General features: G+C 67.5%; 18 protein-coding genes. 11 read left to right on the forward strand and 7 right to left on the reverse strand.

The genetic code is table 11. The annotated features are described in order from the left end of the window. Window positions 1-46: 46 nt before the first annotated feature. From HWX55_RS11585 to HWX55_RS11605, 5 genes are all read left to right on the forward strand, one after another. Window positions 47-787: a fimbria/pilus periplasmic chaperone gene (locus HWX55_RS11585; protein WP_175975693.1), complete on the forward strand. Its 741-nt coding sequence runs from the start codon at window positions 47-49 to the stop codon at window positions 785-787. A gap of 195 nt (window positions 788-982) precedes the next feature. Then, the gene (locus HWX55_RS11590; RefSeq protein WP_175975694.1) at window positions 983-3,580 is read left to right on the forward strand and encodes a fimbria/pilus outer membrane usher protein; all 2,598 of its coding nucleotides are present in this window, start codon (window positions 983-985) and stop codon (window positions 3,578-3,580) included. A gap of 9 nt (window positions 3,581-3,589) precedes the next feature. Beyond that, window positions 3,590-4,594, forward strand: coding sequence for a fimbrial protein (locus HWX55_RS11595; RefSeq protein ID WP_175975695.1), 1,005 nt, complete (start codon window positions 3,590-3,592; stop codon window positions 4,592-4,594). A 155-nt stretch (window positions 4,595-4,749) separates the two neighbouring features. Next, a complete protein-coding gene (locus HWX55_RS11600; RefSeq protein WP_175975696.1) occupies window positions 4,750-5,004 on the forward strand; it encodes a GlsB/YeaQ/YmgE family stress response membrane protein in 255 nt (84 codons plus the stop codon). Between the two features lie 363 nt (window positions 5,005-5,367). Beyond that, window positions 5,368-5,703 carry a type 1 fimbrial protein gene (locus HWX55_RS11605; RefSeq protein WP_175975697.1) on the forward strand — a complete coding sequence of 112 codons (336 nt, stop codon included), beginning with the start codon at window positions 5,368-5,370 and terminating at the stop codon, window positions 5,701-5,703. 25 nt (window positions 5,704-5,728) lie between these two features. Here HWX55_RS11605 and HWX55_RS11610 read toward each other — a convergent pair whose 3' ends face one another. From HWX55_RS11610 to HWX55_RS11620, 3 genes are all read right to left on the reverse strand, one after another. After that, the gene (locus tag HWX55_RS11610) at window positions 5,729-6,601 is read right to left on the reverse strand and encodes a LysR substrate-binding domain-containing protein (RefSeq protein ID WP_050012835.1); all 873 of its coding nucleotides are present in this window, start codon (window positions 6,599-6,601) and stop codon (window positions 5,729-5,731) included. 119 nt (window positions 6,602-6,720) lie between these two features. Continuing rightward, window positions 6,721-7,620 (reverse strand): class A beta-lactamase, encoded by a 900-nt coding sequence (gene bla / locus HWX55_RS11615; protein WP_175975698.1) that lies wholly within the window; start codon window positions 7,618-7,620, stop codon window positions 6,721-6,723. 208 nt (window positions 7,621-7,828) lie between these two features. Next, a complete protein-coding gene (locus HWX55_RS11620; protein WP_175975699.1) occupies window positions 7,829-8,701 on the reverse strand; it encodes a peptidoglycan DD-metalloendopeptidase family protein in 873 nt (290 codons plus the stop codon). A gap of 501 nt (window positions 8,702-9,202) precedes the next feature. Between HWX55_RS11620 and HWX55_RS11625 the strand changes: the two genes are divergently transcribed. The 3 genes from HWX55_RS11625 (at window position 9,203) to HWX55_RS11635 (ending at window position 13,199) form a co-directional block, all read left to right on the forward strand. After that, complete coding sequence (locus HWX55_RS11625) at window positions 9,203-10,099, forward strand: LysR substrate-binding domain-containing protein (RefSeq protein ID WP_175975700.1); 897 nt, start codon at window positions 9,203-9,205, stop codon at window positions 10,097-10,099. 46 nt (window positions 10,100-10,145) lie between these two features. After that, complete coding sequence (locus tag HWX55_RS11630) at window positions 10,146-10,532, forward strand: ester cyclase (protein WP_175975701.1); 387 nt, start codon at window positions 10,146-10,148, stop codon at window positions 10,530-10,532. A 504-nt stretch (window positions 10,533-11,036) separates the two neighbouring features. Continuing rightward, on the forward strand, window positions 11,037-13,199 hold the full coding sequence (locus HWX55_RS11635) for a hypothetical protein (protein WP_175975702.1): 2,163 nt from the start codon (window positions 11,037-11,039) through the stop codon (window positions 13,197-13,199). An 83-nt stretch (window positions 13,200-13,282) separates the two neighbouring features. On the opposite strand, the gene HWX55_RS11640 is transcribed toward HWX55_RS11635, so the two are convergent. Beyond that, window positions 13,283-14,023 (reverse strand): sulfite exporter TauE/SafE family protein, encoded by a 741-nt coding sequence (locus HWX55_RS11640; RefSeq protein ID WP_175975703.1) that lies wholly within the window; start codon window positions 14,021-14,023, stop codon window positions 13,283-13,285. A 132-nt stretch (window positions 14,024-14,155) separates the two neighbouring features. Next, window positions 14,156-15,157: an aldo/keto reductase gene (locus tag HWX55_RS11645; protein ID WP_175975704.1), complete on the reverse strand. Its 1,002-nt coding sequence runs from the start codon at window positions 15,155-15,157 to the stop codon at window positions 14,156-14,158. Between the two features lie 143 nt (window positions 15,158-15,300). On the opposite strand from HWX55_RS11645, the gene HWX55_RS11650 reads away from it, so the two are divergent. Further along, complete coding sequence (locus HWX55_RS11650) at window positions 15,301-16,212, forward strand: LysR family transcriptional regulator (protein WP_175975705.1); 912 nt, start codon at window positions 15,301-15,303, stop codon at window positions 16,210-16,212. 41 nt (window positions 16,213-16,253) lie between these two features. Here the strand turns inward: HWX55_RS11650 and HWX55_RS11655 are convergent, their stop codons facing one another. Beyond that, entirely contained in the window at window positions 16,254-17,408 is a 1,155-nt protein-coding gene (locus HWX55_RS11655) for a porin (protein WP_175975706.1), read from the reverse strand. A 381-nt stretch (window positions 17,409-17,789) separates the two neighbouring features. Here HWX55_RS11655 and HWX55_RS11660 point away from each other — a divergent pair, with 381 nt between their 5' ends. Next, on the forward strand, window positions 17,790-18,887 hold the full coding sequence (locus tag HWX55_RS11660; RefSeq protein ID WP_124554984.1) for an OpgC domain-containing protein: 1,098 nt from the start codon (window positions 17,790-17,792) through the stop codon (window positions 18,885-18,887). A gap of 61 nt (window positions 18,888-18,948) precedes the next feature. Then, on the forward strand, window positions 18,949-19,896 hold the full coding sequence (locus HWX55_RS11665; RefSeq protein WP_050012845.1) for an alpha/beta hydrolase-fold protein: 948 nt from the start codon (window positions 18,949-18,951) through the stop codon (window positions 19,894-19,896). Window positions 19,897-20,006: 110 nt separating this feature from the next. Here HWX55_RS11665 and HWX55_RS11670 read toward each other — a convergent pair whose 3' ends face one another. Further along, the gene (locus HWX55_RS11670) at window positions 20,007-21,221 is read right to left on the reverse strand and encodes an FAD-dependent monooxygenase (protein ID WP_175975707.1); all 1,215 of its coding nucleotides are present in this window, start codon (window positions 21,219-21,221) and stop codon (window positions 20,007-20,009) included. Window positions 21,222-21,308: the final 87 nt, after the last annotated feature.

Consider the following 21,308-nt stretch of genomic DNA (forward strand, 5'->3'; position numbering starts at 1 on the left):
GCCCGCTTTCCCCCGCTTCCCGCCAACGACCCGACTCTCTACGCCCATGAAACTGTTGAAGCTCTTCCGTACGCTGGCCGTCGCCGTCACCGCATTCGCGTCGCAGGCCGACGCGAGCGTCGTGATCGCCGGCACGCGCGTGATCTTCCCGTCCAGCGAGCGCGAGGTCACGATCCAGCTCACGAACGACAGCAAGCGTCCGGCGCTGGTCCAGGCGTGGCTCGACGACGGCAACAGCGGCGCATTGCCCGAGAACATCGACGTGCCGTTCACGCTGACACCGTCGATCTTCCGGATGGAAGCCGGCAATGGCCAGACGCTGCGTCTCGTGCACACCGGCGAACCGCTGCCTGCCGACAGGGAATCGCTGTTCTGGCTGAACGTGCTCGAAGTGCCGCCGAAGGCGTCCACGGAAGAAAACCGGAACCGCATCCAGCTTGCGTTCCGCTCCCGCATCAAGATCATGTATCGCCCGGACGGGCTGACCGGCAACGCCGACGATGCGCCCAACCAGCTCGACTGGCGCGTGGTTCACGTCGATGGCGGCTACGCGCTCGAGGTAAGCAATCCGACGTCGTTCGTCGTCAATTTCGGCAACGTCCTGCTGAATTCCGCGGGCCGCAAGCATGACGCCGGCATGGGCTACGTGCTGCCGCGAAGCACGCAACGATTCCCGATCAAGCATCTCGCCACCGCGCCGGCCGCGGATGCAATGGTCGAATTCGGCAGCATCAACGACTGGGGGCGCGCAACCGACATCAAGCGTCCGGTCGCCGTCGCCCCATAGCGCGGCCGAGCTCGGCCGCGCGCATCACCGGCGCGCAGTCCGCTCCTCCTCTTCGTCCGCCGCCATTTCCGCCGTCCCGGCCGGACGGCACGGAATCCCCGGATTCGCCATTCGCCACGCAGCGCCGCACATGCCCGAGCGACTGCAGCGGCGAAACGCATCCGTTCGATCCGAAAAAAATATGGAGTACTTCGCATGACCACGACTCGACCGTCGCGCCACGGGGTGGCCGACCTCCCACGCATCAAGCCGATCCATCTGCTGGTGGCGGCCTGCGTCGGCGCGTGGTCGAGCGATGGCCGCGCGAACCCGCAATCCGCCGCCGCAAGCACGCTCGCGCAAGTCGAGTTCGACGGCGCATTCCTGCAGAATCGCCTGGGCAAGCAGTTCGACGTCTCGCGCTTCGCGCAGCGCAACGTGACGACCCCGGGTATGTATACCGCCGACATCCATGTCGGCGCCGACTGGATCGGCCGCTACGACGTGCGCTTCGCGGCCGCGCCGGACTCGGGTGACGCCCGGCCGTGCTTCGACCGCACGCTGCTCGAACGCGTCGGCCTCGATTTTGGCAAGCTCGCGCCGGAAGTCGTCGGCGCGCTTGCCAACGACCGCGCATGCCTGCGGATCGAAGAAGTCGTGCCGGACGCAAGCGCGACGTTCGACTTCACGCGGCAGATCCTGCGGCTCTCGATTCCGCAGGCGTCGCTCGCGCGCAAGGCGCGCGGCTACGTGAGCCCCGATCAATGGACGGCCGGCGAAACCGTCGGCCTGCTCGGCTACAACTTCAACCTCTACACGTCGAAAGCCAGCGGCCATCCCCCCCAGACGCAAGGCTACCTCGGCCTGAACGGCGGCGTGAACCTCGGCAACTGGCGCTTTCGGCATGAAGGATCCTATTCATGGTCGTCGCGCGGCCAGAGCCGGTACCAGGACATCGCAACCTATCTCCAGCGCGACCTGCCCTCGCTGTCGTCGCAACTCGTCATCGGCGAAAGCTACACGTCCGGCGAACTGTTCGATTCGACGCAGTTCCGCGGCGTGCGCCTGTCAACGGACGACCGGATGCTGCCCGACTCGCTGCGCGGCTATGCGCCCGTGGTGCGCGGCATCGCGAACAGCAACGCGAAGGTGACGATCCGCCAGAACGACGTGACGATCTACGAGACGACGGTCGCGCCCGGCAACTTCGAAATCGACGACCTCTACCCGACCGGGTATGGCGGCGACCTGGAGGTGTCGGTCTCCGAGGCCGACGGCTCCGTGCATACGTTCTCGGTGCCCTATGCCGCCGTGCCGATGTCGCTGCGGCCGGGCATCGGCCGATACAGCTTCGTCGCGGGCATGCTGCGCAATCCGTACGGATCCAGCCAGCCGCTGTTCGCCCAGGCTACGTACCAGCGCGGCCTGACCAACCTGCTGACGGGCTACGGCGGCGTCACGCTCGCCGGCGGTTATGTCTCCGCGATGCTGGGCGGCGCCCTCAATACGGCGTTCGGCGCATTCGGCGCGGACGTGACGCATGCGATGACCGCGATCCCCGGCGCGAAACGCTACAGCGGGTCGAGCGTGCGCGTCAGCTACGCGAAATCCGTCGAGGCGACAGGCACCGACATCGCCCTTGCCGCGTATCGTTATTCCACCGACGGCTATTTCGGCCTCACCGACGCAATGCAGGCGCGCGATGCCGTCCGGGATGGCCACTCGGCGAGTTCGGTGTGGCGCCAACGCCATCGCGCGTCGCTGGCGCTCACGCAGCGCCTCGGGGTGACCGGCGGGCGTATCAACGCCACGGCATCGGCCGTGAATTACTGGAACCGCTCGGGCTCGGACGTCAACTATTCGATCGGCTATACGAACCAGTTCCGCAACCTGTCCTACAGCCTGACGGCGACGCGGCAGCGCAATGCAGGCGGCGACATGGGCACGCTCTATTACGCGAGCGTCACGATCCCGTTCGGCCACGCGCGCCCGATGACCGTCTCGGGCAATGTGTCGCGCGACACGCTCGGCCGCACCCGGTTGCAATCGACGCTGTCCGGATCGCTCGGCGACGATCACGCGCTGTCGTACAGCGTCAGCGCGAACCATTCGTCCGGGCCAGGCTCGGTCACGGACGGCAGCGCTAACGTCACGTACCGCACGCGCATGGCCGAAATCAATGCCAGCGCGGGCGCAAGCACGGAATTCCAGCAGGGCTCGCTCGGCGTGCGCGGCGCACTGGTCGCGCACCGCGGCGGCATCACGTTCTCGCAGCCGGTGTCGGAAACGTTCGCGATCGTCGAGGCGCCGGGCGCCGCTGGCGCACGCATCACGAACGCGGCAGGCGTCAAGGTCGACGGCAACGGTTACGCGGTCGTGCCTTACCTGACGCCGTACAGCCTCAATACGGTCGCGCTCGATCCGAAGGGAATCTCGATGGACGTCGAGCTGAAGGAAACCAGCCGGCAGATCGCGCCGCGCGCCGGTGCGGTGCCGCTCATCCGGTTTGCAACCGACACCGGCCGCGCCGCGCTCGTCCGCGCGCCGCAAGCCGACGGCACGCCGCTGCCGTTCGGCGCCGTCGTGCACGACGAGGCCGGCAAGGAAGTCGGCGTCGTCGCCCAGGCAAGCAAGATCTTCGCGCGCGGGCTCGACGACCGCGGCACGCTGACGGTTCAATGGGGCGACGACGGCCGCTCGGTCTGCCGGATCGCCTACGAGCTACCCGTCGCGGAACGTCGCGGGCGATCGCCGGGCATCCAGACCGTCGCGAGCGTCTGCCGGGCCGACTCGACGGCCACCGCCATTCAATAAGGAACCCAGATGACAAACCTTTATGCATCGTTCGAATCGCCCCGGATGACGAGCCAGGCAGGCATCGCGCGCATGCCCGGCACTCGTGGCGGCGTGGCCCGACACACGGCCCGCATGATCGCGGTGGCGTCGACCTTTCTGCTCGCGTGCGCTGCATTGGCGACCGACGCGGCGGCAGCGTCGCTCTATGCATTCGGGCAGGCAACGGTGTCGAGCCCGTCCAACGCGACGCCCGGAACGACTGTCGCCCGTCATTACTTCACGCCGCAGGACGTGTGCGGCGCGAGCACGTGCCAGATCACGAGCATCAAGATGTATCCCAAAGGCGGGGTACAGGTGTCCGACGGCCCGGACCTGGAAACCAATGTGTCCGGCCTGTCCACGCGCATGATCGTCGACGGCAACGTGGCCGTGTCGTCGACGAAGACGACGCTGCGCAACTCGCTCGAAGTCATGCTGTTTCGCGACAGCCGCCAGCCGCAGGACGGGTCGCTCAATACAGGCATGATCAGCGCGTACTACACGATCTATTACAAGTCCGGCTTGCTCGGCGGGTCGTCGCAGGTCTTCCTCGCCGCGAAAATCAGCTTCGTCAACGGAACGTGCTCGATTCCCGACCAGACCGTCACGCTGCCGCCGGTGCAGCAGCGCGACTTCAACGGCGTGGGTTCGACTGCCGGCGCGACCGATTTCCAGGTGCAGTTGAACAACTGCCCGGCCGGCTACAACCGGATCGGGTACCAGTTGGCCCCGCTCGACGACGTGGTCGTCGGCACGCCCGGCGGGATGCAGCTGCGTCCGGATGCGACGGCCCGCGGCATCGGCATCCATATCGCCGATGCCGCGACCGGCCAGCCGCTGACGCTGCGCAAATCGCACCCGGTGACGAACTACAACCGGGCCACTGGCGGATCTCCGTCGATTCCGCTGCGGGCGTCCTACCTGCAAACGGGTGCGCAGATCGGCGGCGGTTCCGTTCATGCCGCGGCGCAGGTCCTGCTCGACTATCAATGATTGACGCGTGCCCTCCCGCAACGCCGACATCCACGCGACACGGCGCCATGCGATACTCGATGCGCCGCACGCCAGTTCCCGCCGCCGGGAACCTCGGTGCGCCGTGCCGGTCCATTTCCGTTCGTCAATAGCTCAATCGCCATAGGGAGGCGTTCATGCTGCAATTCATCGAAACCCTGGTCGTCGGGCTCATCGTCGGCCTCCTCGCCCGCGCGTTCAAGCCGGGCGACGACAAGATGGGCATCCTGCTGACCATCGTGCTCGGCGTCGTCGGCTCGCTGATCGCCGGCTACGTCGGCCGCGCGGCCGGCTGGTATGCGCCGGGCCAGGGCGCCGGCTGGATCGCGTCGATCATCGGCGCGATCGTGCTGCTCGTCGTCGTGGGTGCGATCCGCAAGCGCGCGGGCTGAACACCGCACACCGCGCTCCGACGCAAACGGCCGCTCGTCCCACACGAGCGGCCGTTTTCTTTTGGCGAATCGTCATCGTCAGGAATACCGATTCGTTGAGCCCTCAACGATTTACCTGCGAATCCCGCATCCGTTGACGCGCGTCATCCGAGCTTACGTCATCGGCAATACCCTGACTTGCGGCCGCTCAATTTTGAGATAAATTGATTGAAGGAACACGGCGTCGTTTGCTCGTCGTCGTTATTTCCGGTTTCTCACTCAAGAGGTTCGATGAAATTGCCGTTTACGCATACAGCACCGCAGCGTTGACGGACTGCCATTCGAGCGGCCTCGCTGCGACGCGCTTCCTCTCTGGAGCCTGTCATGAAGCATCGCCTGTTTGCCGCCTCGTTTGCCCTGGCTGCCTCGCTTCTGGCCTCGTCCTCGTCATTTGCCGCCGGCGCGTCCGGCATCATCCACTTCACCGGCATGATCGTCGAGCCGCCGTGCTCGTTCGCGCTCGACACCGCCGACGCCGCGCATGCGCACGTGCGCCCCGACTGCCCGCGCCCGGCGAGCGGACAAGTCGCGTTCGTCGACGCGGCCAGCCTGCGCACGATCAAGACCACGACCTTTACGCAGGCCTCGCGCGCAATCGTTTTACCTGACCGTCCGGGCAACGCGCGCGCGCCGATGATCGCCGTCGTGAGCTACCAGTAGAACCCGCTGCCGGAACGGCCGTGCGTCAGTCGCGATGGCGCGCGATCCAGTCGCTGAACGCGCGAATCTTCTGCTGGCTGCCGAGGTTCTCGGGGTAGACGAAGAAGTAGCGTGCGCCCGTTTCGAGCACGATGTCGAACGGCCGTTCGAGCCGGCGCGCGCTGACGTCGTCGTCGACGAGCGTCACGTCGCCGATCGCGACGCCGAAGCCCTGCATCGCCGCGTTCGTCGCGAGATCGAGCGTGTCGAACGTCGGCCCGCGCGCGGGATCGACGCCACGCTCGCCCGCATGGTCGAGCCAGGCTCGCCAGTCGCGGTGGTCGCGCGTCGGATGCAGCAGCGTATGGCGCGCGAGATCGCCGACCGCGGCGAGCGGCGACGCCTGCCGCAGCTCGGGCGCGCAAACGGGCGTGAGCCGCTCGTCGAACAGCGGCAGCGCGACGACGCCCGGGCCCGGCGACGTCCCGTAGACGATCGCCGCATCGAACGGCTCGCTCGAGAAATCGACGACGTGCTGCCACGCGGTCGTGATCTGCACGTGGAGATCGGGATGTTCGCCCTGGAAGCGCATGATGCGCGGCAGCATCCAGCGCATCACGCAGGTCGGCACCTTCAGCGCGAGATCGGTGCGCTGCCGCGTGAGCTTCATCGAGATGTCCTCGATCCGCGCGAAGCTCTCGTCGACCACGGGCAACAACTGCTCGCCCTCGGCCGTCAGCGTGAGGCCCTTCGCATGCCGCCTGAACAGCGGAAAACCGTAGTGCGCCTCGAGCGTCTGGATCTGCCGGCTCACCGCGCCCTGCGTGATGCACAGCTGCTCGGCCGCGCGCGTGAAGCTGCGGTGGCGAGCCACCGTCGAGAAGATCTGCAGCGCGTGCAGGGGCGGAAGTCGGCGCATGGCGAACGGAAAACGGAAAACGGGAACGGAAAACGACGCGGAAGGACCGCGCGCCGACGCGGGCGCGCGCTGATCGACACGATAAGCCAAACGCCGGCTTCGCGCGAGACGCCGAAGGTTCAGGCCGTCGCGGTCAGCGCGCCCGCCGCGATGCGCGCCGCCGATGCGACGACGTCCGCGCGCGCCGCGGCAGCGGCGTCCGGCTGCGTGAACGATACGGCCATCACGATCGGCGCGCGCGACGGCGGCCACAGCACCGCGACGTCGGTCGTCGTGCCGTAGCCGCCGGTGCCGGCCTTGTCGGCCACGCGCCAGCCGGGCGGCACGCCCGCCGCGATGCCGGTCGCGCCGCGTGCGCCGCCGACCATCCATTCGGTCAGTTGCGCGCGCTGCGGTTCGCGCAGCGTGTCGCCGAGCAGCAGCCGCTGCAGCGTGTCGACCATCGCGACCGGCGTCGACGTGTCGCGCTCGTCGCCGGGCGCCGCCTTGTTGAGTTCGGGTTCCCAATGATCGAGGCGGAAGGTGGTGTCGCCGCTTTCGCGCGCGAACGCCGTGACGGCCTGCGGGCCGCCGAGCACGCCCATCAGCAGGTTGCCCGCGCCTTTGTCGCCCGACTGCAGCATCGCCGCGCACAGCTGCGCGATCGTCATGCCGGTGTCGACGTGGCTCTCCGTCACCGGCGAGCCGGACACGATTCCATAGCGGCGGTACAGGATGCGGCGCGGCAGCAGCGATGCGTCGAGCGAGCCGCGCGCAAGCATCGCGGCGGCCGCCACGACTGCGTACGTGCCGCACAGCGGGAAGCGCTCGCGCGCATGGTGCGCGATGCGCACGCCGTTCGACGTATCGAGCGCGGCGACGCCGAGCCGCCCGTTCGAGGCTTTTTCGAGCGCGGCGAGTTCGGCGTGCGCGGTATGGGCGCGCCCCTGGTCGGCGACCGGCGCGGACGTGCACGCGGCAACGAACGGCGCGGCAACGGCGGCAAGCAACAGCGAGCGGCGTGTCGGAGAGTGTTCCATGAATGAGGTCTGTTCTGTCGGAAACGGTGGCGCGAAGCGACGCAGCCGCGCGTCGGCGACGCGCGGCCGTTCACGCCGACGGCCGGCCCGCGACGGCATTCGCCGCGCATCCCCGAAAGACGCCCGTCGGCCCCGCGCGCTGGCGGGATTCGCATGAACACCTAGCGTAGCAGCGACCGCCGCCGCGTTCCAGCGAAACGGCCCGACTTCACCCTTGCGACGAAGGCAGGTACGGCATCGGATTCACCGGCTTGCCGTCGCGTCGCACCTCGAACAGCAGCGCGACGCGCGAGTTGTCGAGGTCGCCCATCTCGGCGATCGCATCGCCCTGATGCACGATGTCGCCCGTCTTCACGAGCAGCTTGCGGTTGTGCGCATAGGCGGTCAGGAAATCCGCGTTGTGCTGGACGATGATCAGGCTGCCGTAATCGTTCAGGCCGGTGCCCGCGTACATCACGCGCCCGTCGGCAGCGGCGCGGACCGGGTCGCCCGGCCGGCCGGCAATCTGGATGCCGCGGTTCTGCCCGGGCCGGAACCCTTCGACGATCTTGCCGGTCGCCGGCCACTTGAGCGCGACGCCGCCCGCATGACGCTTCGTTTCCTTGACGACCTGACGGTCGTTCGCGGTCGACGCGCTGGCCGGCGACGTGGCCTGCGACGTTGCCTGCGCAGTTCCCTGATTCCCCGCCGCACCATTGTTCGCGACGACCTGCGTGCCGGCCGCGCCCGCGGGCGGCAGCGGCTGCTGCTTGACGATCCGCAGCACCTGCCCCATGCGCAGCCTGCCGTTCGCGGCCAGCTTGTTCCAGGTGCGCAAGTCGGCCACGCTGCAATCGTTCGCGGTGGCGATGCCCGTCAGCGTGTCGCCGCGTTTCACGACGTACTTCCGCGCGACGAGAATCGGCGCGGCCGGCATCGTGGCGGCCGGCGGCGCCGCGGCGGACGAGCTCGAATCAGAGGGCTGCGCCGCCAGCGTGTCGCTCGGCGGAACGGACTGCGTATTTGCACAACCGGCCATGACGAGCACAGCGGCCAGGCCCGACAGCCACGCCGCCTTGCGGTGAATCTCGCGCGTTTTCATGGACGATCCGACTCCGGTTTGACAATCTTTCAAGCATCTCAAAAACGGAACGGCCGACGTGTAACCGGATGCAAACAATGATGACAAACGATCACGGACCGGATGCCGGCCGGCATTCGCTACCGGTAATACGGTCCGATCCGGAAAAACTTGATGGTTTGGGCGCAGAAAAACGGAAGAATTTTCGTCGCAAAAAACTATGGCTCATTTGTTTCGATAGTCGCGCGCGACGACATTCACCGCAACCATGCGACGAATTCGGCACCGGCCCACGCGACACCGATGCACAGGAATAGCAGATGCAGCGCGATCTTGAACGACACGCCCCACGACGAATCGATCTGCATGGCAGGCTCCCCGGTTGATGTGCGTCCATGATCGGGCGTCGATCGCGCCCCGAAAATGCGGAAGCGGCGAACCGGGTCTCAGGCTGGCCCTGAGACCGCCGCCGCGGTTCCTGCTAACTTATCGGCCATTCCCCCATCCATCCCTCCGCCCATCATGCGCTTCGACCTGACCGACCTGCGGCTCTTCCTGAACATCTGCGAAGCCGGCACGATCACGGGCGGCGCCGAGCGAACGCACATCACGCTGCAGGCCGCGAGCGAGCGCATTCGCGGGATGGAGGACGAGCTGGGCGTGCCGCTGCTGCACCGGACCAAGTCCGGCGCGCAGGCCACCGACGCGGGCCGCGCGCTCGAACACCACGCGCGCACCGTGCTGCAGCAGATCGATCACATGCGCGGCGAACTGCAGCAATACGGCCAGGGGCTGCGCGGCCACATCCGGCTGCTGTGCAACACCGCGTCGCTGAGCGAATACCTGCCCGATGCGCTGGCCGATTACCTGCCGCACCATCCGAAGCTGTCGATCAGCGTCGAGGAACGCTCGAGCCAGGAGATCGTGCATGCGATCCGCAACAAGACGGCCGAGGTCGGCATCGTCGCCGATTCGGTCGGGCTCGGTGGCCTCGAACAGAAGCCGTTCCGCGAAGACTGGCTGATCGTCGTCGTGCCGGCCGCGCATCCGCTCGCGTCGTACGGCGCGGTCGCGTTCGACGACATCGCCGGCGAAGACTTCATCGGCCTCACCGACGGCAGCGCGCTGCAGGTGCATCTCGCCGACCAGGCGCGCGCGCTCGGCAAGCGGATCCGCTATCGCGTGCAGTTGAAGAGCTTCGACGCGATCTGCCGCATGATCGCGAGCGGCGTGGGCATCGGCATCGTGTCGCGGCATGCGGCCGAGCGCGCGATGCAGACGATGGACGTGCGGCTCGTCGAGTTGTCCGATCCATGGAGCCATCGGAAACTGACGCTCTGCGCGCGGTCGTTCGACGCGCTGCCGAAGTACACGCGCGAATTCGTCGCGTTCCTGTCGGGCGACGCGTCGCCGCCGTAACGCGCGCCGCATTCGATTCGCCCCATCGACATACGGAGACTTGGCCATGACCGATACCGATCTCGCAACCCGCTATCGCGCGTATATCGACTGCCTGAACCGGCAGGACTGGACGGCGCTCGGCGAATACGTGTCCGACGACGTGATCCACAACGACCGGCCGCTCGGCCTCGCCGGTTACCGCGCGATGCTGGAGCAGGACTTCCACGACATTCCCGATCTGCGCTTCGACATCCGGCTGCTCGTGTGCGAGCCGCCGCGCGTCGCGTGCCGCCTTCGCTTCGCGTGTTCGCCGAAAGGAACGTTCATGGGGCTCGCCGTCGACGGCCGCAAGGTCACGTTCGCCGAAAACGTGTTCTACGAGTTTCACGACGGCAAGATCCGCCAGGTGTGGTCGGTGATCGACAAGGCGGCGATCGAGAAGCAGCTTTGAACGTCGTCGAAACGGCGGGTCGGCGCATGCGGCGGCGGGCAGCCGTGAGCGGTTCGCTGCATCCCGATTCTTATGGATAACGTTTTCCCTCTTCATGCACCGAGAACCCGTTTCCCGCCCATGCTCGCCCTCCCCGCTTCAAAGCTTTTCTTTCGCACGATGACCACGCGATCGTCAAGATAAACATCCCGGCGATTTACGCGTAATTCCGATTCCCCTTTCGCACGCCCCTGCTTCCTCCATTCGGGTTTCTACCGGCGCATCCGATGTGAAAGTTCATTGACATCGCGCCGATCGATGCCTAAATTTGGAAAACGTTTTCCAATGCTCGAGCGCGACGCCGATCACGGCCCGTGCAGGGGGAACGCTTGCCTGCCCGATTTGCGATTCGGGCCGTCCGTCTTCAAGGATCAGAGTTTGCAAGGCGGACGCCCGGTACGGGCACCGAGCGCGGCATCGGCGACACGTGCCCGTGCTTCATCACTATTCAAAATTGGAGACACCATGCATCCGCGCAGCAGATTCACGCTCGGCGCCGCGCTCAGCGCCCTTTCCGTCGTGCTCGTCAGCGCGTGCGGCGGCAACGACGTGACCGACACGCCGTCGGCGCCCACTACGTCCACCCCGCCCACGCTCGCAGCGAACTCGCTGCAGGCGCTCGTCTACGGCGCGCCCGACACCCGCGTGCCGGCCGGCACGAACATCCCGCTCACGATGATGGGCCAGATGCGCGCGCTGTTCGACCTGATCCGGAAATCGCCCGATTTCACGCAGGTGGTGATGGATCTCGGCGACGGCACGCCCGTCCACGTGCTCGACACGAACACCGGCGACAAATTCCTGCCCGGCAAGCTCGCGCTCGGCCTGTCGTACATCCTGATCGACATGAAGTCGAAGAACGACCCGCAATACGCGAGCTACCTCGCGACGTACCAGACGATCACGACCGCGATGATGGCGCAGTCGGGCGGCAACTATGCGTATGCGAATACCTCGTGGGGCGAGTACTACTACCTCGTCGCGCTGAACAACCTGAAGGCGCACGGGATGCTCAACGAAGTCTTCAGCGATGCGATGCTGGCGACGCTGCAGCAGCGGCTCACGTTCTGCGACATGTTCGGCCCCGATGCGAGCGGCAAGACCACGACCTGCCCGGCCGCCGGCACGCCGATCGACATCGCGTCGCTCAACACCGCGCAGAACTACTATGCGGTGTCCTACGGCATTGCCGGGCTGCGCCAGAAGCTCGGCTGGAGCAGCCCGTCGTTCGCATCGAAGACCGATCCGGCGGTCGCGACGATGAGCGCACGCGACGCGCTGCTGTACACGCTGACGAACCACATCCGCAACGATTCGTCGGGCGGGTTCTCCGACGAAGCATCCAACACGCACACGACCTACTACGACCAGGCGCGCTTCGACCGCTACAGCACGCTGCTGATCGGCGAAGTGGTCGAGCGCACGTTCGAGATGGGCAACGAAGCGAATCTGACGTCGGAGCTGAAGGGCTATCTGCGCAAGTCGGTCGACCTGATCCTGCCGCAGCTGAACGCCGACGGCCAGGGCTTCAACTACGGCCGCTCGATCGGCCCGTACGGCGATTCCGCGTTCATGGAGGTGCTGACGGCCGCGGCCAATGCCGGCGTGCTGACCGATCGCGAGAAACAGGTTGCGTATGCATTCATCTATCAGGCCGCGCGTCGTTTCGACACGTACTGGTACGACCCGTCGCTGCCGACGCCGTCGGTGAACATGTGGGTCAAGGGCCGCGGCACCGACACGTATCGCGGCAAGCCGCGCGTGATGGGCGAGAACTTCAGCCTGCTGCACCAGTACCTGTACGTGAACGCATGGTGGAACAAGCTCGGCTTCGGCGGCCAGACGCCGATGGCCGATGCGGACTACCGCGCGTGGCTCGACGCGCTGCCGCGCTACACGCTCACCTGGTACAACCAGCCGGGCGATGCCGCGCATCCGTACAGCGCCGCGCTGCTCACCGTGCGCGACGGCCGGCGCGTGATCAACCTGAACCTCAGCCAGGCGCCCGACTATAACGCGTACACGCCGTATTACCCGGTGCCGTTCTCCGACAAGCTGATCTACGGCACGACCGACCTCGGCTATGCGCTGCTGGTGCCGCAGGTGACGTACAACGCGAAGACCTACATTCCCGTCACGTACTACAAGAACCTGAACGTGCAGCAAAGCAACGGCCAGGTGATCGTGTCGTTCGATACGACGAAGTTCCGCCTCGCATCGAAGAACGCCGCGTACACGACGGATCTCGACCTGCAGGTGCACACGGTGCTGACGTTCGCGCACGGCACGATCTCGCGCAGCGATACGCTGAGTTCGGGCACGCTCGCGGGCAACCTCGCGGTCGAGACGGACTTCACGTCGTTCGCGGATTTCGCGTCGACGCAGGCCAACGGCGACGGCGTGTCGGTGACGTACGCGAACAGCGCCGCGACAGGCTATGCGGCGTCCGGCTTCGACAACTGCGCGCTGTCCGCCTTCGACACGGCGAACGGCACGACGAATCCGCTGTCGACGACGCCGATCGGGCAGTTGCATTCGAACTTCGCGTGCACGACGAAACCGTTCGCGCTCGGCGCGGGCGCGACCCGCACGGTCGGCTGGACGCTGAGGTACGCCGATCCGGCGTAAGCGGCAAAACCGCGCTCCCGCGCCCCTTCCCGAAGCCGGTTGCCGAAACCGGCTTCGGGATCATGCAGCGCCCGGGCCCGCGTTCACCACCACCGCGATCCCGCCATATACGCGCCCAGCGCGATCAGCCCGACGAAGAAGCAACGCTTGAACATCTTCTCGCTCATCACGCGCCGCGCATATTGCCCGCCGGCCATCCCTGCCAGCGCGGGCACGAGCGCGAGCGCCGACACGCCGAGATCGACCGTCTGCAGCGCACCCGTCACGCGCAACTGCAAGCCGAGCACGATCGTCGATGCGGTAAACGACAGCCCGAGCGCCTGGATCAGATCGTCCTTCGACAACCGCAGCGCCTGCAGGTACGGCACCGCCGGCACGACGAACACGCCGGTTGCAGCCGTCACGACGCCCGTCAGGTAGCCGACCACGGCCGACAGCCATGTTTCATGGCGGCCCGGGGCGGGCAGCCGCGCCGCCGCCAGCCCCCACAGCCCGTAAAGCACCAGCACGATGCCGAGCGCTGCGTGCGTCCATGTGCTGCCGGCCGCGAGCGCAGGCAGCCCGCCCGTCAGCGTGCCGACCGTCAGGCCGGCGAGCAGCGGCCACAGCCGGCGCAGCAGCGCGCCGAACGACGGGCCGAGCCATAACTGCCACACGTTGGTGATGAACGACGGCACGAGCAGCAGGCTCGCCGCGGCCGACGGCGGCATCGCGAGCGTCAGCAGCCCCATCGCGATCGTCGGCAGCCCGAGCCCGATCATGCCCTTCACCGCGCCGGCCAGCAGGAAAACCAGCACGATGATCGTCAGCGTATGAATTGGCATGGCGGCATTCCGTCCGTTGAGTACGGCGCCGATGGTGCCTGCCCGCCATGCCGCCCGCCATCTGGCTTTGCCTGAGGCTGGCTCGGGCCCGCCGGACGGGGCTTCGGGGCCCTGCTGATCCGGCCCCATGAATCACCCCCGGCCCTGCTCGCTGTCGAGGTGCGCCATCTGCGCGGCCGGATAGCGCTCGCCGGCAGCCGCCCCGGCGGGAACCGCCGCTTCGATGCGTGCAAGCTCTTCGACCGTTAGTTGCAATTCTGTCGCCAGCAAACCGTCCTGCAGTTGCGTGCACTTGCGCGCGCCGACCAGCGGCACGATGTCGGCGCCACGCGACAGCGCCCACGCAATCGCGACCTGCGCCGGATTGCTGCCCTTCTCGTCGGCGATCGCGCGCAGCGCGTCGACGAGCGCGAGGTTGTGCGCGAGGTTCTCGCCCTGGAAGCGCGGGCTCGCCGCGCGGAAATCGCGCTCGCCCTGCCGCGCCGCCGTCCAGCGCCCGCCCAGCAGCCCGCGCGACAGCACGCCGTAGGCCGTCACGCCAATGCCGAGCTCGCGGCAGACGGGCAGGATCTCGGCCTCGATCCCGCGCGACAGCAGCGAATATTCGATCTGCAGATCGGCGATCGGTGCGACAGCGGCCGCGCGGCGGATCGTGTCCGCGCCGACTTCCGACAGCCCGATATGGCGCACGTAGCCGGCCTTCACGAGATCGGCGATCGCGCCGACCGTCTCCTCGATCGGCACCGCCGGATCGACCCGCGCCGGCCGGTAGATGTCGAGGTAGTCGGTGCCGAGCCGCTTCAACGAATACGCGACGAAGTTCCGGATCGCCGCGGGCCGCGCGTCGTAGCCGGCAAACCCGCCGGCTGGATCGCGCAGCGCGCCGAACTTCACGCTGATCAGCACCTGGTCGCGCGTGCGGCCGCGCAGCGCGTCGCGGATCAGCATCTCGTTGTCGCCCATCCCGTAGAAGTCGCCGGTATCGAGCAGCGTGATGCCGTGGTCGAGCGCCGCGTGCAGGGTCGCGATGCTTTCGTCGCGATCGGCCGGCCCGTAGAGATCCGACATCCCCATGCAGCCGAGCCCGATCGCCGAAACCTGCGGGCCCGTGCGGCCCAGTTGACGCCTGTCCATGTCCGTTTCCTTCGAATGGTGAGTGGATGAAACGGATTCTGGCCGCACGACGCCGCGCGATAAACGCGAAACGCTCCACCAAACCATTCGACGCTGATTAACAATGGAGCCTTGTTCCCGTTCCCGCCAAGGTTCTCGCCCGCATGGACCATCTGCAAGCAATGCGCGTCTTCGCGCGCGTCGCCCATCTCGGCAGCTTCACGAAAGCGGCCGAGCAGCTCCAGTTGCCGCGCCCGACGGTCAGCAATGCCGTCCAGTATCTGGAAAAGCACCTGAAGATCCGCCTGCTGCAACGCACGACGCGGCGCGTCGCGCTGACCGCCGAGGGCGCGACCTACTACGAACGCTGCGTGCAGTTGCTCGCCGATCTCGACGATGCGGAGACGCTGTTCGAGGATGCCGGCGCGTCGCCGCGCGGCGTGATCCGCGTCGATCTGCCCGAGCGGTTCGCGCTGAACCAGGTGATTCCGGCGCTGCCCGATTTCCACGCGCGCTATCCCGACCTGCGCATCGCGATCAGCACGACCGACCGCTTCGTCGATCTCGTCGCGGACGGCATCGACTGCGCGGTGCGGGTCGGCGTGCTGTCCGACACGTCGCTCGTCGCGCGGCGCGTCGGCGAAATGGCGCAGATCAACTGCGCGTCGCCCGCGTATCTCGCGCGACACGGCACGCCGCGCTCGCCGGACGATCTGCCGGACCACGTCGCGGTCGGCTATTTTTCGAGCCGCACGGGCCGCGAGCTGGACTGGGAATATACGGACATGGATTCGGGCGAGATGCACACGGTGAAGATGCACAGCGTCGTGTCGGTCAACAGCTCGCAGGCGTATCTCGCGTGCTGCCTCGCGGGCCTCGGGCTGATCCAGGCGCCGCGCGACGGGCTCGCGCCGCTGCTCGCCGACGGCTCGCTGGTCGAGGTGCTGCCGGAATGGAATGCGGGGCCGCTGCCCGTGTCGGTGGTGTTTCCGACCGGCCGGCATCTCGCGCCGCGCGTGCGGATCTTCGTCGACTGGCTCGCGGAAACGCTCGGCGGCACACGCCGGGCGGACTGACGGCGGCCGTGCCGGGGCCGTTCGCCCCGGCGCCGGCGCACTCAGAACTTGTGGCGGATCGCGGCGCGCACCGCGAACTGATTCGACGACGCCGACGGGCCGTCGGTCCCGACGACATAGCCGCCGTCGGCTGCCGTGCCCGTCTTGTCGCCGCCCACCTTCTGCCACGCGCCCTGCAGGTACACGTCGGTGCGCTTCGACAGGCTGTAGTCGGCCATCAGGCCGACCGTGTGGTACTTCGGCTTGAACGAACCGGCCGCGGCGTCGTACTTGCCGTCCGTATACACGTACTGCGCGCCGAGGTAGAACTCGGGCGTGAGCTGGTACTTGCCGTTGATCTCGAAGTTCTGGAACTTCGTCGCGGTCAGCCCGAGGCCGGCGAACGTCGACGCCGGCAGGTAGACCGTCGATACCGGATTCTTCACGTCGGTCTTCGTATAGACGACGCCGACCGTCGCCGGGCCGAACGTGTAGTTGACGCCGCCGCCGAAGATGCGCAGCCGATCGGCGACGAAGTTCGCGTCGTCGGCCGCGATCGCGCCCGCGTTGCCGATGCCCGGGTTGTTCGCCTGCAGGTACGCGGCCGCGACCTGCAGCCCGGCCAGCGAATACTGCGCGCCGATGCTGTACTGGCGGTTGTTCGAGAAGCCCGTGCTGTTGCTGAAGCTGTACGTGCCGCCGAACGTCAGGCCGTTCCAGTCGGCGCTCGCGTACTTGACCGTGTTGTTGACGCGGAACGAGTTGTCCGTGTTGTCGTTGTCGAACGGGTGCGAGAACAGCGTGCCGCCCCAGTTGCCGTTCGCGGTCAGCGGCGCGAGATAGTCGACGACGGCATCGTACTGACGGCCGAAGGTCAGCGTGCCGAAGCGCGACTCGGACAACCCGACGAACGCCTGACGGCCGAACATGCGGCCGCCCTGGCCGAGCCGGCCGTTGTTCACGTCGAAACCGTTTTCCAGCGTGAAGACCGCCTTCAGCCCGCCGCCGAGATCCTCGCTGCCCTTCAGGCCCCATCGGCTGCCCTGCGCATAGCCGCTTGCGAGTTGGTAATTGGTCTTTCCGACCCCATTGACGTTGACGTTGTTCGTGTAATTGAAGCCTTCGTCGATCACGCCGTACAGCGTCACGCTGGTCTCGGCAAAGGCCGGCGCGGCGAAGGCGGCGAGCGCGGCGGCAAAAATGACGTGCTTCCTCATGACGAATCTCCGGAGCCGGGGGCCGGGCAGGCCATGCGCCCGGCGAATTGTTCGATCTGTTGTATGTGTGGCCCGCAGGGCGGACGACGCGGTGTGCGGCCGCGTGAGGACAAAATGGTGTCACGACGCAAACCGCCCGTCCATCGGGTGCAGGTCGTCGCGCGCAAAGCGTTGCGCTCGTCCAACTGCCCCTTGCGCGGACGGCCTGACCGGGCTTGTCGGTAGCGGCCGGCCGGCCCGCCATTCGCGTAAACCCGGAAGGCTTCGCATCGATGGCACAATGCGCATCCGTTCGCCATTTCTTCACGAAGTCATGCTTGACCCCGATTCATGCGCGGCGCGTGCCGGCCGTGCCCGCGGCCCGCGCCGAAAGGCGCTCCGATGACCGCGCCGGCCCGGGCCGGCCGCTACGCCGAGCTCGATTTCTTCCGCGGCCTCGTGCTGCTCGTCATCGTCGTCGACCACATCGGCGGCAGCATCCTGTCGCGCGTGACGCTGCACGCGTACGCGCTGTGCGACGCGGCCGAGGTGTTCGTGTTCCTCGGCGGCTTCGCGACCGCCATTGCATACAACTCGCTCGCCGAGCGGCACGACGAGGCCGCCGCGCGCCAGCGTTTCATCCGGCGTGCGTTCGAGATCTACCGCGCATTCCTGGTGACGGCCGGCCTGATGCTGCTGATCACCGCCGCGCTGAACGCGTTCGCGATCGACGGCCCGAACATGCCGACCAACGATCTCGACGGGCTGCTGCACAAGCCGCTCGCCGCGCTGCGCGACATCCTGCTGTTCCGCCGCCAGCCGTACCTGGCGTCGGTGCTGCCGATGTACGCGTTCTTCGCGCTGCTCGTCCCGCTCGCGCTGCCGCTCGCGCGCACGCAGCCCTGGCTGATGCTCGCGTTCAGCGGATCGCTGTGGTACGCGGCGCCGCACGTCGCACGCTTCTTGCCGACCGTCGAAGGCGCGCCGTGGGATTTCAACCCGTTCGCGTGGCAATTCCTGTTCGTGCTCGGCGTGATCGCGCGCTGCCAGCCCGTCTACCAGACCCTCGCGCCGAAGCCGCAAGGCTGGCTGCTGACGGCCGCGGCGCTCGCGATCGTCGCGGCCGGCGCGTACTACCGGCTGCGCATCGAGCCGTTCCCGACCGATCCATCGATCAAGCAGAACCTCGGCGCGCTGCGGCTCGTGAACTTCCTCGCGATCGCGTGGCTCGCCGCCAAGCTCGTGCACCTCGGCTGGATGAAGAAGGTCGCGCACGCGATGCCGTGGATCGGCACGATCGGCCGGCAGGGGCTGCTGTGCTTCGTCGCGGGCACCGGCATCTCGCTCGCGGTCGATTCGCTGCTCTACCAGGCGACCGAAGGCTATCTCGACGTGCCGCTCGGCCTGACCGCCGACGTGGTCGCGATCGGGCTGCTGTATCTCGTCGCCAAACTCTACGGGCCGCTCGTCGCGCGGCTGCCGTTCGGTTCGCGGCCATGACGCGCCGCGCCGTCATGCGCCGCTGCTACGATAGCCGGCGCCACTCCTGAAACGATTCGCCATGCGCCGACTCGCCCTTCCGTTCGCCCTCGCCCTGATCGCCGGCGCGATCGCCACTGCCCACGCCACGCCGCCGTCGGCCGCGCCTGCCGCCGCGCCGGCCATATCGCCCGCGCCGCCGGCCGTCCAGACCGCGACGACGCCATCGACCGCGCAGGAGCCGCCCGTCAATCCGGGCAGCAGCGTCGTGCTGCGCACGTTCCGGTCGGCGTCGCTGAAGCGCGACTGGTCGTACACGGTCTACCTGCCGCCCGGCTACAACCCGGAAGGCGCGCGCTACCCGGTGATGTACCTGCTGCACGGCAACGCGGGCAACGCGAACGACTGGGTCACGCAAGGCCGGCTGCAGGCCACCGCCGACACGCTGATCGAGCGCCACGACATTCCGCCTGTCGTGATCGTGATGCCGCAGGGCGGCACCGACTGGTACGTCGACCGCAAGGAGAAGATGCAGAGCGCGTTCCTCAACGACCTGCTGCCCGAAGTCGAAGCGCACTTCGCGGTGTCGAACCAGCGCGCGGGCCGAGCGATCGGCGGTGTGTCGATGGGCGGCTTCGGCGCGCTGCGTTTCTCGCTGCTCGAACCGGGGCTGTTCTGCGGCGCGATGCTGCTAAGCCCCGCGATCTATGCGAACGAGCCGCCGCTCAATTCCGCGGCGCGCTACGTCGGCGTGTTCGGCGATCGGCAGTTCGATTCGCGCGTGTGGCACGAACTGAACTACCCGGCGCTACTGCGCGGCTATTTCGCGCGCAACTGGCGCGTGCCGATGTTCATCGCCGCCGGCGACGACGACCTGACGATCCAGGCGGAATCGAGCGTGCTGTACACGCACCTGCGCCGCGCGCAGAACCCGGCCGAGCTGCGCATCGTCGACGGCGGGCATACGTGGGATGTGTGGCGCGGGTTGCTCGGGCAGGGGTTGAAGTATGCGCTGGAGTGCGTGAAGTAATGGCCGGCGGGCGTTGCGCCGACCGTTTCGGGCTGGCGGGTCGGTAATCGGCCGCCGCCGTCGAGGGCCGCCGTGCCCTGCGCGCCGCGCTTCGGCGCGCCGCCCGCCGCTCAAAGCCACGTCCCGCCCTGCCGCTCGCTCGGCTCCGTATCGAGCGCATCGAAATCGTGGATCCAGTCCAGGTGATGCAGCACGCGATCGCGGTCGGCCAGACGCGCGTTGCGTGCGTGCGCGGCCGGCCCGTCGGGAAGATGCAGCACGTCGGCTGCCGAGATCGACGCGTATTGCACCTTGCGCGTCCGGCCGCGACGCAGCCGCTCGTAGGCTTCCTGCGCTTCGCGCCAATTGCCCGGGCCGGCCTTCGCCAATTGCGCGGCCAACACCACCGCACCCTCGATCGACTGATTCGCGCCCTGCCCGTGATGCGGCACCAGCGCATGCGCGGCATCGCCGATCAACGTCACGCGCCCTCGGCTCCATCGGCCGAGCGGCGGACGGTGAAACAGCCCCCAGCGCTGGCTGATCGGCACGGCCGTGATCATCTGCACCACCGCCGGATGCCAGTGCCGGAACGCACGCAATTGCTCGCCTTCCTCGGCCGGCATGACCCAGTCGCGCGACGGCCACGGTGACGGATGCCGCTCGACCAGCAGGAAATTCTGGTCGCCGTCGTCGCCGATCGGATAGTGCAGCAGATGCCCGTGCGGCCCGATCCAGAACTGGATCGTGTCGGGATCGGGCAGCAGGTCCGTGCACGCGGCCGGCACCACGCCGCGAAAGCCCGAACAGCCCGAATACAGCGCATCGTCGTAGCCAAGCATCCAGCGTCGCGTGATCGACCGCGCGCCGTCCGCGCCGATCGCGAGATCGGCGTCGACCTGCGTGCCATTGTCGAACGACAGCGTCACGCGATCGGGGTGCTGCGCGAGGTCGACCAGACGATGGCCGAGATGGATGCGGTCGAGGCCGACCGCCGTCGACAGCACGGCCTGCAGATCCGCGCGATGCACGCCCCAGTACGCGCCGCCGAATTGCCGGCGGTAGTCGGGCTCGCCGCGATGATGGCCGATCACCGCGCCGCTGCGCCCGTCGCGATAGACGAGGCCGGGGATGTCCGCGCATACCGCATCGAAGGCCGCGCGCAAGCCCATGCGTTCGTAGAAACGCGTCGCATTGGCGGACAACGCGACCGCCGCGCCGACTTCGCGCAATTCAGGGGTCTGCTCGTAGAGTTGCGCATCGATGCCGTGCTCGCGCAATGCGAGCGCGAGGGTCAGGCCGCCGATGCCGGCGCCGACGATCGCGATCTTCAGGTTCGTCTGCATGATGAAGGTGTCTCCGATAGGCGTATGTGAGGGGCGCGACGGGCGCGGCGGTCATGTCGAATGCCTGTGCCGTATCGGTATTTTCAG

It is taken from the genome of Burkholderia sp. BCC1047 (assembly GCF_902833155.1).
Lineage (GTDB): Bacteria > Pseudomonadota > Gammaproteobacteria > Burkholderiales > Burkholderiaceae > Burkholderia > Burkholderia sola.

Bases quoted from the DNA above. Each gene is read 5' to 3' on its own strand.
- HWX55_RS11605 (WP_175975697.1), top strand. From the start codon at position 5,368: ATGAAGCATCGCCTGTTTGCCGCCTCGTTTGCCCTGGCTGCCTCGCTT.
- HWX55_RS11625 (WP_175975700.1), top strand. From the start codon at position 9,203: ATGCGCTTCGACCTGACCGACCTGCGGCTCTTCCTGAACATCTGCGAA.
- HWX55_RS11590 (WP_175975694.1), top strand. From the start codon at position 983: ATGACCACGACTCGACCGTCGCGCCACGGGGTGGCCGACCTCCCACGC.
- HWX55_RS11665 (WP_050012845.1), top strand. From the start codon at position 18,949: ATGCGCCGACTCGCCCTTCCGTTCGCCCTCGCCCTGATCGCCGGCGCG.
- bla (WP_175975698.1), bottom strand. From the start codon at position 7,620: ATGGAACACTCTCCGACACGCCGCTCGCTGTTGCTTGCCGCCGTTGCC.
- HWX55_RS11610 (WP_050012835.1), bottom strand. From the start codon at position 6,601: ATGCGCCGACTTCCGCCCCTGCACGCGCTGCAGATCTTCTCGACGGTG.
- HWX55_RS11595 (WP_175975695.1), top strand. From the start codon at position 3,590: ATGACAAACCTTTATGCATCGTTCGAATCGCCCCGGATGACGAGCCAG.
- HWX55_RS11670 (WP_175975707.1), bottom strand. From the start codon at position 21,221: ATGCAGACGAACCTGAAGATCGCGATCGTCGGCGCCGGCATCGGCGGC.
- HWX55_RS11645 (WP_175975704.1), bottom strand. From the start codon at position 15,157: ATGGACAGGCGTCAACTGGGCCGCACGGGCCCGCAGGTTTCGGCGATC.
- HWX55_RS11660 (WP_124554984.1), top strand. From the start codon at position 17,790: ATGACCGCGCCGGCCCGGGCCGGCCGCTACGCCGAGCTCGATTTCTTC.
- HWX55_RS11650 (WP_175975705.1), top strand. From the start codon at position 15,301: ATGGACCATCTGCAAGCAATGCGCGTCTTCGCGCGCGTCGCCCATCTC.
- HWX55_RS11620 (WP_175975699.1), bottom strand. From the start codon at position 8,701: ATGAAAACGCGCGAGATTCACCGCAAGGCGGCGTGGCTGTCGGGCCTG.
- HWX55_RS11640 (WP_175975703.1), bottom strand. From the start codon at position 14,023: ATGCCAATTCATACGCTGACGATCATCGTGCTGGTTTTCCTGCTGGCC.
- HWX55_RS11600 (WP_175975696.1), top strand. From the start codon at position 4,750: ATGCTGCAATTCATCGAAACCCTGGTCGTCGGGCTCATCGTCGGCCTC.
- HWX55_RS11630 (WP_175975701.1), top strand. From the start codon at position 10,146: ATGACCGATACCGATCTCGCAACCCGCTATCGCGCGTATATCGACTGC.
- HWX55_RS11635 (WP_175975702.1), top strand. From the start codon at position 11,037: ATGCATCCGCGCAGCAGATTCACGCTCGGCGCCGCGCTCAGCGCCCTT.
- HWX55_RS11655 (WP_175975706.1), bottom strand. From the start codon at position 17,408: ATGAGGAAGCACGTCATTTTTGCCGCCGCGCTCGCCGCCTTCGCCGCG.
- HWX55_RS11585 (WP_175975693.1), top strand. From the start codon at position 47: ATGAAACTGTTGAAGCTCTTCCGTACGCTGGCCGTCGCCGTCACCGCA.